The sequence below is a fragment of the Paenibacillus tengchongensis genome (assembly GCF_008973665.1).
In the GTDB taxonomy this organism is placed as follows: domain Bacteria; phylum Bacillota; class Bacilli; order Paenibacillales; family Paenibacillaceae; genus Paenibacillus_AQ; species Paenibacillus_AQ tengchongensis.
This window is the reverse complement of record NZ_WACP01000010.1, coordinates 112,029-124,512: the sequence shown is the minus strand read 5'-3', so window position 1 is coordinate 124,512 and position 12,484 is coordinate 112,029. Positions and strand designations below refer to the sequence as shown.

At 52.8% G+C, this 12,484-nt stretch carries 13 protein-coding genes, 1 other RNA gene and 1 pseudogene; 10 read left to right on the top strand and 5 right to left on the bottom strand.

The genetic code is table 11. The features are described 5' to 3' along the window. Positions 1-70: 70 nt before the first annotated feature. Positions 71-1,705, top strand: a complete 1,635-nt coding sequence (gene cshA / locus F1381_RS17435; RefSeq protein WP_151736114.1) for a degradosome RNA helicase CshA — start codon at positions 71-73, stop codon at positions 1,703-1,705. 88 nt (positions 1,706-1,793) lie between these two features. Here the strand turns inward: cshA and F1381_RS17430 are convergent, their stop codons facing one another. Continuing rightward, a complete protein-coding gene (locus F1381_RS17430) occupies positions 1,794-1,892 on the bottom strand; it encodes a dihydroorotate dehydrogenase (RefSeq protein ID WP_151736113.1) in 99 nt (32 codons plus the stop codon). Positions 1,893-2,072: 180 nt separating this feature from the next. On the opposite strand from F1381_RS17430, the pseudogene F1381_RS17425 reads away from it, so the two are divergent. The 3 genes and pseudogenes from F1381_RS17425 to F1381_RS17415 form a co-directional block, all read left to right on the top strand. After that, positions 2,073-2,831: pseudogene (locus F1381_RS17425) on the top strand (YesL family protein); the annotation flags it as partial. Between the two features lie 386 nt (positions 2,832-3,217). Continuing rightward, positions 3,218-3,409: non-coding RNA, 6S RNA (ssrS, locus tag F1381_RS17420), on the top strand. A gap of 186 nt (positions 3,410-3,595) precedes the next feature. Then, positions 3,596-3,985 carry a DUF1499 domain-containing protein gene (locus F1381_RS17415; protein WP_151736112.1) on the top strand — a complete coding sequence of 130 codons (390 nt, stop codon included), beginning with the start codon at positions 3,596-3,598 and terminating at the stop codon, positions 3,983-3,985. Positions 3,986-4,150: 165 nt separating this feature from the next. Here the strand turns inward: F1381_RS17415 and tpx are convergent, their stop codons facing one another. Continuing rightward, on the bottom strand, positions 4,151-4,669 hold the full coding sequence (gene tpx, locus F1381_RS17410) for a thiol peroxidase (RefSeq protein ID WP_151736111.1): 519 nt from the start codon (positions 4,667-4,669) through the stop codon (positions 4,151-4,153). Positions 4,670-4,780: 111 nt separating this feature from the next. On the opposite strand from tpx, the gene F1381_RS17405 reads away from it, so the two are divergent. Both F1381_RS17405 and gltC read left to right on the top strand, forming a co-directional pair. Further along, the gene (locus F1381_RS17405) at positions 4,781-5,407 is read left to right on the top strand and encodes a rhomboid family intramembrane serine protease (protein WP_151736110.1); all 627 of its coding nucleotides are present in this window, start codon (positions 4,781-4,783) and stop codon (positions 5,405-5,407) included. A gap of 14 nt (positions 5,408-5,421) precedes the next feature. Next, positions 5,422-6,336, top strand: a complete 915-nt coding sequence (gene gltC / locus F1381_RS17400) for a glutamate biosynthesis transcriptional regulator GltC (protein ID WP_151736109.1) — start codon at positions 5,422-5,424, stop codon at positions 6,334-6,336. Between the two features lie 29 nt (positions 6,337-6,365). Here the strand turns inward: gltC and F1381_RS17395 are convergent, their stop codons facing one another. Together F1381_RS17395 and F1381_RS17390 are read right to left on the bottom strand one after the other, a co-directional pair. Next, positions 6,366-7,043 carry a zinc metallopeptidase gene (locus tag F1381_RS17395; protein ID WP_425495280.1) on the bottom strand — a complete coding sequence of 226 codons (678 nt, stop codon included), beginning with the start codon at positions 7,041-7,043 and terminating at the stop codon, positions 6,366-6,368. A 33-nt stretch (positions 7,044-7,076) separates the two neighbouring features. Next, entirely contained in the window at positions 7,077-7,508 is a 432-nt protein-coding gene (locus F1381_RS17390; RefSeq protein WP_151736108.1) for a MerR family transcriptional regulator, read from the bottom strand. A gap of 512 nt (positions 7,509-8,020) precedes the next feature. On the opposite strand from F1381_RS17390, the gene F1381_RS17385 reads away from it, so the two are divergent. From F1381_RS17385 to F1381_RS17375, 3 genes are read left to right on the top strand one after another with little or no spacing between them, the layout of a single operon-like run. Further along, entirely contained in the window at positions 8,021-9,415 is a 1,395-nt protein-coding gene (locus F1381_RS17385; RefSeq protein WP_151736107.1) for an ammonium transporter, read from the top strand. 36 nt (positions 9,416-9,451) lie between these two features. After that, positions 9,452-10,525: a DUF294 nucleotidyltransferase-like domain-containing protein gene (locus F1381_RS17380; protein WP_246188092.1), complete on the top strand. Its 1,074-nt coding sequence runs from the start codon at positions 9,452-9,454 to the stop codon at positions 10,523-10,525. Further along, positions 10,522-11,271 (top strand): exonuclease domain-containing protein, encoded by a 750-nt coding sequence (locus F1381_RS17375; RefSeq protein WP_151736105.1) that lies wholly within the window; start codon positions 10,522-10,524, stop codon positions 11,269-11,271. Before F1381_RS17380 ends, F1381_RS17375 begins: the two co-directional genes overlap by 4 nt. Here F1381_RS17375 and F1381_RS17370 read toward each other — a convergent pair. Next, complete coding sequence (locus tag F1381_RS17370; RefSeq protein ID WP_151736104.1) at positions 11,253-11,729, bottom strand: M67 family metallopeptidase; 477 nt, start codon at positions 11,727-11,729, stop codon at positions 11,253-11,255. The two genes, F1381_RS17375 and F1381_RS17370, sit on opposite strands and share 19 nt — an antisense overlap. Before the next feature lie 159 nt (positions 11,730-11,888). Between F1381_RS17370 and F1381_RS17365 the strand changes: the two genes are divergently transcribed. Further along, positions 11,889-12,437, top strand: a complete 549-nt coding sequence (locus F1381_RS17365; protein WP_246188081.1) for a TlpA family protein disulfide reductase — start codon at positions 11,889-11,891, stop codon at positions 12,435-12,437. Positions 12,438-12,484: the final 47 nt, after the last annotated feature.

Sequence of the window (12,484 nt, the reverse complement as noted above, 5' to 3'; positions counted from 1 at the left end):
GTGTTTACCGCTACTTAAGAATACAGACAAGCATGTGGAATGTCCACTGTATAGAAGGAGCATGAATAATTTGAAAACATTCGCAGAATTCGGCCTAGAGCCAAAAGTGCTTCAAGCAATCACAGAACTGGGATTTGAGGAGGCGACTCCGATTCAGGAGCAGGCGATTCCAATCGCGCTGACCGGCGCAGATATGATCGGCCAAGCCCAGACCGGTACAGGCAAGACAGCCGCTTTCGGTATTCCGCTCATCTCTAAGATTAGCCGTGAGGAAGAAAAAATTCTCGCCCTCGTTATGACTCCTACCCGCGAACTGGCCATCCAGGTTGCGGAAGAGATCGGCAAGCTGACCCGCTTCAAGGGCCTGCGTTCCCTGGCCATTTACGGCGGACAGGATATCGGCCGCCAGATCCGCGGATTGAAGAAGAAACCGCAAATCATTATCGGGACTCCCGGACGTCTTCTTGACCACATTAACCGCAAGACCATCCGCCTGGACGACGTTCAGACCGTCGTTCTGGATGAAGCCGATGAAATGCTGGATATGGGCTTCATGGAAGATATTCAGACCATTCTCAAGATGGTGCCCGAAGAGCGCCAGACCATGCTCTTCTCGGCAACCATGCCTCCAAACATTCAGCGTCTTGCTCAGCAGTTCCTGAAGAACCCGCAGCACGTATCCGTTATTCCTAAGCAGATCAGCGCTCCGCTGATTGACCAGGCTTACATTGAAGTTCCTGAACGCCAGAAATTCGAAGCGCTCAGCCGTCTCATTGATATGGAATCGCCTGAGCTGGCCATCGTATTCGGCCGCACGAAGCGCCGCGTCGACGAGCTCTCCGAAGGCCTGCAGAAGCGCGGCTATTCCGCCGACGGCCTGCATGGTGACTTGTCCCAGAACCAGCGCGATGCTGTTATGCGCAAATTCCGCGACGGCAGCATTGACGTCCTGGTAGCGACCGATGTGGCTGCACGCGGCCTGGACGTATCCGGCGTAACGCATGTTATTAACTTTGACCTGCCTCAGGACCCTGAGAGCTATGTGCACCGTATCGGCCGTACCGGCCGTGCCGGTAAGCAGGGTTCGGCCTGGTCCTTTGTGACTCCGCGCGAAATGGATCATCTGCATCTGATTGAGCGTGTAACCCGTCATAAGATCGCCCGCAAACCGTTGCCTACTATGGCCGAAGCCATCGAAGGCAAGCAGCGGATTACAGCAGAACGCCTGCTGGCAATGGTTGAAGGCGGCGGCGAGCTGAACGAATACAAAGGCATCGCGATTCAATTGCTGGAGCAATACGATTCCGTATCTCTGCTTTCCGCAGCTATGAAGCTGTTGACAGGTGAGAGCAAGGATGCTCAGGTAGAGCTGACACCGGAAGAACCGATCCGCGTGAAACGCCGCGGCGGCAAATACGATCTCCGCAGCGGGCGCAAGCCAAGCGGCGGATACCGCGGCAACAGCGGCAGTGGCGGTAGCGGCGGCAGTGGTAGCAGCAGCTATGGCGGCGGCTACAAAGGCAACCGCGACGGTGGCGGCTACAAAGGTAACCGCGACAACAACAGCACCCGCGGCGGTTACAGCAGTGGCTACGGCGGTACTTACGGCGGCGGCTATAAGGGCAACCGTGACGGTGACAGCGGACGCAGCGGCGAGCGCAAGCCGGCACCTCGTCCAAGCAGACGCGAAGATTTCGACAACTAAATCATTATTATGACAGACGGGACACCGGTGAGGGTGTCCCGTCTTTTTTTGCATGTGCGTATGTCTGGAGCTTTATGGTTGCCTGATCTTAGTAGATGAAAGTGCGAGTGATAATGACAAGCAGGATGAACAGCACCAGAATTGTGCCTGTCGAAGTCCAAAGGCCGTAGGCTGCAGGTGTGGACATAGGGTCTACCTCCTTTAAGGAATGTTCGGGATCAAGGATACGACCTCAATATATGGACCAAATGCGGAGCTTGCTTAGACGTTTGACCCGGAATCGTCAGATTGGGCGCTGGAAAAGAGCGGGTGAAATAAGGTATAGTTAAGATACGCAGTATGCGCAAGACAGACAGGAGGAAGGGCATTGGAGTTTAAAGGAGCAATGGGCGGTTTATACCGTCTCACGGAGTGGATTTCGCGGATTGCCTTCAGCAATATTTTGTGGGCGATTTGTTCGGTTCCGTTTCTGTTTGTAGGACTCTTGAAGTTGATCATGATGAGCTCGGATACGGGCGGAGCCAATGAACAAATCACGCTAAACTGGGTTCTCGGGTTTTTGGCTCCGTTTACGGTGTTTCCGGCTACGGCGGCGCTGTTTACGGTAGTCCGCAAATGGGTCATGGGAAATACCGACGTCGGCACATTCCGCACTTTTTTTCAAGGTTACAAAGAGAACTATCTCAAGAGCATGTTTGGGGGGGCCATTTACACACTGCTGTTCGTGGTAATGTACGTTGATATTACCGTGTACATGACACGAATGCCCAACTTTAGGGTTGTCGGCATCCTGATGCTGGTGCTGATGATTATTTTGCTTGTCTCAATGTTTAATTTTTTCTCCATCGTGGTGCATTATCAGATGACCTTTAAGCAAGTGATGACCAACTCGATTCTGCTGACCATCGCGCGTCCGTTCCGTGTGTTCTCCACACTGCTGGGTGCCGCGTTGCTGGGCTACATTGGTCTTAAATACACTGTGCTGTATGCGGTTTGCATACCTACACTGGTCTCCATGCTGGCCTTCTTTAACTTCTACGCAACGTACAATAAGCTTCAATTGCAGGCGGAGAAAAAGAAGCTGCAGGAGGAAGAGGCACTGGAAGCGGCCGAAGAGGAAGAAGATGCAGAGGATGATTACGATTATGAGGCAGAGAGCAGTTACGAGGAGAGACAAAAATCCAAGCAAGAACGTAGCTACGAAGAAGCCCGTAAATCCGCAGCAGTAAGTAATCCGGAAGATAAGGCTGCAACGGCGGCTAAACGTGAATCCGAAAGTATAAGCCAATCCGCAGTTACAAGCGAGCCGGAAGTTACAAGTGATTCCGCGGAAACCCGCGAGCCAGAAGAAGCTGTATTGCCGGAGAATGCCGACAATGCTTCGCACAGAAGAACAATTGATTAAGCGGTTTGAACAATACAAGTAAAATTTCGCCCGGCAGGGAAATTTCTGGCGATAAGATTAAAGCGCATACAGGTTTACTTTTTCGTCAAAACGCAATATAATAGATATAAATCCTGCGATGTACGTTATGGTTGCTCGTTGTTTTGAACCAATGATATTGTCTAGGGAGATCAACACGAAGCGCAGCTGAAAGGCCCTGTCTATAAGACGCGGGGAATTCAAAAACGTCTTCTGCGGTCACCCACCTGCTATAGCAGGTTCAGAAGACAATGCGACCGGACGGCATAGGCGGGTTTTCTACTGTATTTGACAAGGTGCCTGTTTCCGCTAAAATGCGGGAGAGGCACCTTTTAGTTTGCATATCTGTGTTATTCGGGGGAAGAGGGAGCAGAGTCCTGCCTGAAAGTGACCGCTGCTCTTTTGTTCCTTGGATAACAATGATAAACTATAAGAACGAACTAGGGATTTGAAGAGGGGGAAGCAGTTTGTCGCTAAAAAGAACGTTAGTCGGGATCTTCCGCAGTCATGACGGTACAAGCGACCGGGCCAAGGATCCGCTGTTAAAGACGCGTTATTATTCACTTTCGAAAGACAAAGCATGGGAAGAGATATCCTCGACGCTGAAGAAGATTCCGGGATTCAAGGTGCTGCATGAAGTGCAGTCTGTCGGTGAAATTACCCTGGAGAAGAGAACGGGGTTCGGCCGTACGCTGGACATTACCGTTTCGATACTGAACACTTCGCCGGTGCGCTGCGGTGTGGACATGTACTCCGCATCCAGAGGCTCGCTGGGCGATCTTGGCGCCAATTACCGGGTGATTCAGAAGCTGTACCAGGCACTGGATAAGAAGCTGGGCAAATACAAGACGGAATAATATACGGCAAATTGCCGGTTTAAGGATGTATGCGGTTTCTCTTAATGCCCTAATGCGCAGCAGCCGCTGCAGTGTGAAGCTTCCGGAAAGGCCAAAAAAGCGGGAGAAGGTCATCCTTCTTCCGCTTTTTACGATTTATATCCGGTTTCTTTGCGACAAGCTTGTCTACAGTAAAGCCTTGACTGCAGCGATGGCGGCGTCGTAATCGGGATGCTCGGACATTTCGGCCAGATATTCCACATAAGCCAGCTTGTCGTCCTTATCGATCACGAAGATCGAACGCATGTCCAGGCGGAATTCTTTGATCAGCACGCCGTAGGCTTCTCCGAATGAAGCGTTCTTGTGGTCGGAAAGAGTGATGACGCGGTCGATGTCTGCAGCGCCGCACCAGCGGGCCTGGGCGAACGGCAGATCCATGCTGATGGTAAGGATTACGACATTATCCCCGAGCCCGGCGGCTTCGCTATTGAAGCGGCGGGTCTGGGCATCGCATACTCCCGTATCCAGAGAGGGGACGACACTGATCAGCTTGATTTTGCCGGCATAATCGCTAAGCGTGCTTTCTTCCAGCAGATTCTTGCTCACCGTAAAAGCGGGAGCGGGATCGCCGGCTTTCAGCTCGGGTCCGATTAAAGTAATGGGGCTGCCCTTAAATGCGGCTACGCCTGTTCTTTCTTGCGTCATGTCTTGTTTCCTCCTTGAATGGAAAATTGGATTCTTACTGCCAGAATAAATTATAATCTGTTTAGAGACAGGATGTCGAGCCGGACCATAAATACATAAAGGATGGGTGACATGATTTTCATTCGCTATGAGAACTGGAAGAGCTATATCCGCTATTATCCGGTAACCAGCCTGCTTATTTTGGCTAATGTCATTATGTTTATCTTACTGACGCTGGACGGCGGTTCAACGAATGTAAACACGCTGCTGAAGTATGGTGGGACCGTTAATATTTCCCCGTTTAAGGAGGAGCTGTGGCGTTACGGGGCGGCAATGTTTCTGCATAACGGATTTTCGCATATATTTTTTAACTGCTTTTCTCTGCTGATTTTCGCGCCTCCCCTGGAGCGGCTGCTGGGCTGGTGGCGGTATGCCCTCCTGTACCTGGCCGGCGGTTTTCTGGCCAATATGCTGGGTGTATTTGTCAGCAGCCGCGGGGTTATCGACGGAGGTACGATTGCTGTTGGCGCGTCAGGGGCGATATACGCCGTATACGGCGCTTATTTCTATATTGCAGTACTCCAGAGAGGGATGATGGACGAAGGCTCGCGCAAGACGCTTTACGGAGTGCTGGTCATGGGTATCATTATGTCCTTTGCTGTACCTAATATAGGCTGGGCGGCCCATCTCGGCGGCCTGGTAGCGGGTTTCTTTCTATACGGCCTGATTATCCGGCTGCTTAAACCAAAACGATTCTAGGGGAGAAGGCGAAGATGGAGCTGAGACAACTGCAGTACTTTTTGAAAGTGGCCCAGCGGGAGCATGTAACCAAAGCCGCCGAGGAGCTGCATGTGGCCCAGTCCGCGGTAAGCCGGCAGATACACCAGCTGGAGCAGGAGCTCGGGGTGGATTTATTTATGCAAAAAGGGCGGAATCTGCAGCTTACGCCTGTAGGGCAGCTGTTCCGCAAGCGTGTGGAGGCGCTCCTCAAAGAATTGGACCGCTCGGTGGCTGAGGTTCATGAGTTTCTCGATCCTGAACGGGGCGAGATCCGCATCGGATTTCCGCACAGCTTAGGAACGCATCTCATACCTACGATTGTCGCCGAGTTTCGCCGGCTGTATCCCAATGTGCGGTTTCGCTTCAAGCAAGGTACGTATCCGTCTCTGATTAAAGATGTGCTTTCAGGTGAAGTCGACTTGGCGTTCATCTCGCCTTTTCCGGAGAATGACGGCCAGGTGGCCGGAGATGTAGTGATGACGGAGGAATTGTTTGCAATTCTGCCGCAGAACCATCCGCTCGCCAAAGAAACTGAAATCCGGCTGGAGCAGCTCAAGGAGGAGAAGTTCGTGCTGTTCAGTCAAGGCTATTCACTGCGGCCGATTGTCTGGCAGGCTTGTCTGGCGGCAGGCTTCAAGCCGCAGATTGCTTTTGAAGGCGGAGAGACGGACACGATCCGCGGCCTGGTTGCCGCCGGTATGGGGGTCAGCCTGCTGCCGGAGACGGCGCTTTACCAGACCAATCCGATGCAGCCGGCCCAGGTTAGGGTGGTCGGCCCGACGGTAACAAGAACCGTCGGGATCATTCACCGCAGCGATGGCAAGCTGCCGCTGGTGGCGCAATCCTTCCGCAATTTCCTGCTTACATATTTCAGAGACAGGCAAAATAATACCCCGGTAGGCACTTAGCCTCCGGGGTATTGATTTCTATTACTTGATTATTCACGGTTGCCGAAGAACATAAAGATCAGGCGGAGCAGTTCGAGCAGGGAGACCAGGGCGGCGGCGACGTAAGTCAGGGCAGCCGCATTCAGTACCTTGGCGACCCCGCGTTCTTCTTCGTTGCGGATAAAGCCCATCTCAACCATAACCCGGCGGGCCCGGCTGCTGGCGTTGAACTCGACAGGAAGCGTTACAAGCTGGAACGCGACGGCAGCCGAGAAGAAGATGATGCCCAGACCGATCAGGTTCAGTGAGCTGAAGAAGAAGCCGGCCAGCAGCATGAACGGGGCGATGCCGGAAGCGAAGTTGACGACCGGGAACATCTTGTGGCGCAATGTCAGCATCGGATAATGTTCCTTGTGCTGGATGGCATGGCCGATTTCGTGACAGGCCACGGAGACGGCGGCGATGGAGCTTTCGTAGTACACCGGCTCGGACAGCCGCACGACACGGTGGACAGGATCGTAATGGTCGGTAAGCGCTCCGCGGACAGGTTCGATCGGCACGTCGTACAGTCCGTTGGCATCCAGCATGCGCCGGGCTGCTTCATAACCGGTAAGTCCGTTCATATTCGCTACTTTGGACCATTTATTAAAGTTGCCTTTAACTCTGAACTGTGCCCATACAGATAAGATAAAGGCGAGAATCAACAATAGGTACATTAATGGCATCATTTGTGCATTCCTCCACTTTGGTGTAAATACTGGTTACATTGTGGGTCCTTGCGTCAGCAGGACCCGGATTGCCTCCATGCAGGCAACGCCTTGAGGAATCAGTGCGGCCAGCGCACGTCTGGCTTGCCCGGGCTTCAGCCCGCTGATTACCGGCTCCAGTGCCTTCACTTCGCGCTCCAGCCGCTGCATATGCAGCTCCAGCTCAACCAGCTTGTCGGAAACATCGGCTTCAGGAGCGGCCGAGCTCCACTTGCTGAGCATGTCTTTGATCTCTTCAAGGCTATATTTCTCTTGCTTCAAATCATTAATACGTTCCAGAACCGTTAAGGTTTCATGACTGTACAGCCGGTAATTCTTCATACTCCGCTTCTCGGGTGCGATCAAACCGAGCTTCGTATAATAGTCAATGGTCCGTTCGCTAATGCCTGCCGCTTTGGCCAGCTCGCCGATGCGGTATAAGGTCATATCCCCATGTATTCTCACCTCGCTATTACATGCAGCCCATTGTAGCTTAAGCGGCTGCGATTACAGGATTCTAATCCCTAACAATATGATATCAAACTAAAAAGTATACAGTCAAACGTCATGCTTACTAAAAGTATATGCAGCAGAACGGAATACATACCGCAATTATCTGCAAGTCAAATATATTACATGTAATGTTATATTTTAAACGGAGTTTATGGATTTCATATAATGAGTGCATGTTTTTATTGTTGAGCAAATATTACTATATAAAATTAGAAATAAAGATCTCCGAATTAAGGGATTAGTTTGTGAGTATAGCGGGGAGTGACATTTTTCTACTATTGATCGCGGTATACGGTAATCAAAATGTTACGGTTTTTTGGGTTTCCGGAATTATTTTTAGCATTGCATAAAAATACTCTTGTCAACTTCCCTGACTTCCGCTTATAATGACATCAAGAGTTTCACGACTTGTAAGGAAACATAACATTAAGGGGAGTGGGGCAAAGATGAGAAAAAAGATGTTGATGATGTTTCTGGCCATGATTACATTAATGGCCTATCCGGTCAGTGCATTCGCCGCTGAGGGGCCGGCTACACCGGATCTGCAGATCGGGCTCAATACGGCATTTACCTTCCTGGCATTTATTCTGGTATTCTTTATGCAAGCGGGATTTGCACTACTTGAAGCCGGTTCGGTCCGGATGAAGAACGCCGGACACGTGGCCGGCAAGACGGTGCTGACGCTGGCGATTGCCTGCCTTTGCTTCTGGGCAGTGGGCTTTGGTCTCGGCTTCGGGAATGGCAACGGATTTATTGGCACTGAGGGCTTTCTTTTCGGTGGTGAAGGGGATGCATCGTTCTTCGAATCCCTGGCGTTCTCCGACGTAACCCTCAACGTTAAATTCCTGTTCCAGATGGCTTTTGCAGCAGTGTCTCTGGCGATTGTATCCGGCGGTATGGCGGAACGCGCCAAGCTGAGTGTGTACATTATCTTCGGCATTCTGTTCTCCATAGTTATTTATCCTGTTGTAGCTCACTGGGTATGGGGCGGCGGCTGGCTGGCTGAAATGGGAATGCAAGACTATGCTGGTTCGACAGTAGTCCATCTGACTGGTGCAACAGCGGCAGTGGTTGCGACGATTCTGCTCAAGCCGCGTCTCGGCAAATTCAATAAAGAAGGCAAACCGGTAATTATCCCTGGTCATAACCAGGTTCTGACTGTACTCGGCGTTATCATCCTCTGGTTCGGCTGGTTCGGCTTCAACCCGGGCAGCGCATTGTCCCCGATGGGCGGATTCTTCGGCCACGTCGCACTGACAACGAACCTGGCTGCAGCAGCAGGCGGTCTGGCCGCTCTGATTGCTTCCTGGCTGTACTTCGGCAAATCCGATATTCCTGCAATGCTGAACGGCGTCCTCGCTGCACTGGTTGCCATCACCGGCGCCTGCGCATTTGTTGAGCCTTGGGCGGCCATTGTTATCGGTCTGGTAGCCGGCGCATTCACCTTCATGACTTCGCAATGGTTGGAAAAGGCCGGTCTCGACGATCCGATCTACGCCTTCTCTGTACACGGCATCGCCGGTGTGTGGGGTGCGATTTCCACAGGTCTGTTCGCTACGCCGGATCTGATTGAAGAAGGTGCGCTTGTCGGTAAAGCAGGTTTACTTTACGGCGGCGGCTTCCATCAGTTGGGTGTGCAGGTGCTCGGTGTGGTTGGCACATTCATCTTCGTAGCAGTATTGTCCTTCATCATTCTGTACGTAATCAAGATGGTCAATGGCCTGCGTGTAACCGAAGAGGAAGAATTGATGGGTCTGGATATCAGCGAACATGGCACTTACGGATATCCTGAACAAATGAAACTGATCTCTGAATCGGAAGGCAAATCCCTCAATAAATAATAACTCACAGGCAGGGAGGCGGACCGAGTGGCACCGATGGAGTCGGCAGATTGGGAGTTAGAACAGCTTTACACGTCCATCCTGACGGCCGGTTCGCCGCAAGAGCTGAAAGAAAGGCGCATTGCCTGTCAAACGGTGCTCTTGAAACAGCTGAATGTTATCCCGATTGAGAAATGGATGCCGCAGGTGAACAAGATGCATGATCTCGTTGCCCGGCAGGCGGTATCCCTCAGTGAGGCGCAGATGAAGCAGGCGGGCTACGGCCCGCCTCCCTGCGCCTATTCCTTTATTGTGTTCGGCAGTGCCGGCCGGGAAGAGGCTACGCTGTGGAGCGACCAGGATAACGGGCTGATTGTGGATGGAGAACCGGATGGCGGCAAGAGAAGCTATTTCAGGACATTCGGCGGCATGCTGTCAGATATTTTAGAGAGTGCCGGTTATGAGAAATGTGAAGGCAAGGTGATGTCTTCCGAGCCGCTGTGGAACAAGACGCTGTCCGAGTGGCAGGAACAGCTCGCCGGCTGGATGGGACAACTGGAATGGGAGCCCGTCCGCTATTTGATTATTGCGTCCGATATGCGCCATGTGGCTGGCAGTGCGGAATTGTCCGCCAAATGGCAGGAGAGCTTTCATGCCGGCTATTCGGGCAATGAGAAGCTTGCGGTTGCCGTGCTGCGCAATACGGTACGCCACAAAGCAACTCTCAATTTGCTGGGACAGGTTCTGACTGAGCGCTTCGGCGATTATGCCGGGGGCTTCGATGTGAAATACGGTGTATATATTCCGCTTGTGAATTTTGTCAGACATTTATCCTTGGCTCACGGCATCAAGGAGAGTTCAACCCTGAAACGGCTGGAGCGTCTGCAGGAGCTTGAGGTGTATGAGCATCTGGATGCTGTCCGGCGGGCTGTTCTGACTGCGCTGCGTATGCGGGTCAATACCCCGTATGAGGTGCGGGAAGGCCTGCTCTCCAGCAGTGACTATATGGGGGAGAAGGAACTGAAGAACAAGCAGCTCTTCACGGAGCTGCGGGAAAGCTTGCTGCTTGTCAGACGCTTGCACAGGGCTCTGCAGCGCCAGCTCCGGTCAGCGGAAAGGAGACAGTCATGAAGGAGCCGAATAAAGGCGGGGGGTTCTGGAATAATCTGCGGCAGGGAGGAATGCCGTCAGCCCTCGCCTCGATCAGGGGCGGAGAGACGGCACAGCAGACGGCGCAGCAAATGGCTTTTATCCGTTCGTTGATGCGCGAGAAGCGCCGGCCTGAAGTGCTGCATACCCCGCTTTCAGAGCTGGAGACGGTGATTTTTGACCTGGAGACGACGGGGTTCTCCCACCAGCATGGAGACGAGATTATGTCTATCGGTGCCATCCGTGTGGTCGGTTACGATATTAAGGAAGAGGATTGCTTCTATACATTGGTCAATTGCAGTGCGGTCATTCCGGAGGATATAACAAGGCTTACGGGAATCTCCCAGGAGATGACGGCCAAGGCGCCCTCACTGATTGACGGCCTGCATAATTTCATGAGCTTTGTCGGCCAGCGGGTGCTTGTCGCCCATGGAAGCTCACATGACAAGGGCTTTCTGAATGCAGCGTTGTGGAAGACCTCAAAGGTGCAGCTGACACACAGGGTGCTGGATACGATGATGCTGGCCCGCTGGCTGGAGCCCAGCCGCAGCAATTATACGTTAGATGAACTGCTGGCAGTCCACGGTATCCCGATCAAAGGGCGGCATCACGCTCTGGAGGATTCCAGAATGACAGCCCGGCTGTGGGTCTCTTACCTCAAGGAAATTGCCGGCAGGAAACAGGTAGATACGCTGGGTGACTTGTATGCTTATTTAAGCAGAACATGAAGCGGCAACTGCACCAAACGGTGGGTTGTTCCGCCGCCCGCCTTCCTGCAGCGCTCAATATAAAAGGCGTTCAGGTCGGGGCCGCCTTCCGGCGGAACTCCAGGGGAGGCAATCAGATAGAGGCGGAATTCCGGGCTGAGCGCGGACAATCCCGAGAGATCTGCCGCGGAAGGCCAAGGCGCGGCCTGCGGATGGGTATGGAACAATCCGATCAGCCGGGGCTGATTGTACTGGGCCTGCACCCATTCGCTAGGCTTCGGTGTAAAAGTGTGCAGCGGGTCAGGCGCTACGTTGCTCATGGGCACATAGTTGTCGATAAGCATGCCGCCCGCTGCGGCAGCACCCAGCAGAATTCCGCAGGCTTCCTGCGGATAACAGGTCAGCAGATGCTTCCCCAGCTTCTGCTGTACGGAGGATTCCAGCCATACGGCTTGGGGTTGTCCCTGGTCTGCTGTCATTTGTTACCCCTCTCTCTTCATGGGATTTCGTCTTTGGACGGAATCCTCTTTTTTTTGATTTCACAGGTTTGAAAGATGATGACTGGAGGCACAATAGGAGAAAACTGCTCCACCCATAAAGGAACATGGCCCATGAGTGCTGATAAAAGATGCAAGCGGTTGATAAGTATACTGCTTTTCCTGATGGCTGTACTGGCGGATGGGGGTCAGGCTCAGGCTGCGCCCCCGGTCCAGGATGAATCTCCAGCGGCGTCGCAGCCTGCTGAGAATGTTACCGGCCGCGCTGCACCGGTAATGCCCGCTCCTTCATTTGTCCTGCAGGATGCAGGGGGGAACACCTACCAGGTGGGCGGACTGCGCGAAAAGGCGTTGCTGGTAAACTTCTGGGCGTCATGGTGCGGGCCTTGCCAGCTGGAGGCGCCGGATCTGAACCGGCTGGCCGTGAAATACAAAGCTGTTCTGGACGTTTACAGCGTGAATGTAACCAGCCAGGATACCAAATCCGGTGCCGAGCGGTTTGTCCGGAGATACATGCCGACTTTTCCGGTCCTGTACGATCTGAAGGGCGAAGTGTTCGCAAAGTATAACGGTCAGGCATTCCCGACGAATGTGCTGATCGACAGGAATGGGAATATCCGCGAAGTCATTCTCGGACTGCTGCCTGCGGAAGAGCTGGAGCGTAAAATTGCTTCGCTTGTCTCTGCATAAACAAGAGATGACAGAAGAGACCCGCATAAAACCCCCCGGCACACAGG

Excerpts from the sequence above, each read along its gene's own strand:
- F1381_RS17430 (WP_151736113.1), bottom strand. The coding sequence starts at position 1,892 with ATGTCCACACCTGCAGCCTACGGCCTTTGGACTTCGACAGGCACAATT.
- tpx (WP_151736111.1), bottom strand. The coding sequence starts at position 4,669 with ATGACGCAAGAAAGAACAGGCGTAGCCGCATTTAAGGGCAGCCCCATT.
- F1381_RS17405 (WP_151736110.1), top strand. The coding sequence starts at position 4,781 with ATGATTTTCATTCGCTATGAGAACTGGAAGAGCTATATCCGCTATTAT.
- gltC (WP_151736109.1), top strand. The coding sequence starts at position 5,422 with ATGGAGCTGAGACAACTGCAGTACTTTTTGAAAGTGGCCCAGCGGGAG.
- F1381_RS17395 (WP_425495280.1), bottom strand. The coding sequence starts at position 7,043 with ATGATGCCATTAATGTACCTATTGTTGATTCTCGCCTTTATCTTATCT.
- F1381_RS17390 (WP_151736108.1), bottom strand. The coding sequence starts at position 7,508 with ATGACCTTATACCGCATCGGCGAGCTGGCCAAAGCGGCAGGCATTAGC.
- F1381_RS17385 (WP_151736107.1), top strand. The coding sequence starts at position 8,021 with ATGAGAAAAAAGATGTTGATGATGTTTCTGGCCATGATTACATTAATG.
- F1381_RS17380 (WP_246188092.1), top strand. The coding sequence starts at position 9,452 with ATGGAGTCGGCAGATTGGGAGTTAGAACAGCTTTACACGTCCATCCTG.
- F1381_RS17375 (WP_151736105.1), top strand. The coding sequence starts at position 10,522 with ATGAAGGAGCCGAATAAAGGCGGGGGGTTCTGGAATAATCTGCGGCAG.
- F1381_RS17370 (WP_151736104.1), bottom strand. The coding sequence starts at position 11,729 with ATGACAGCAGACCAGGGACAACCCCAAGCCGTATGGCTGGAATCCTCC.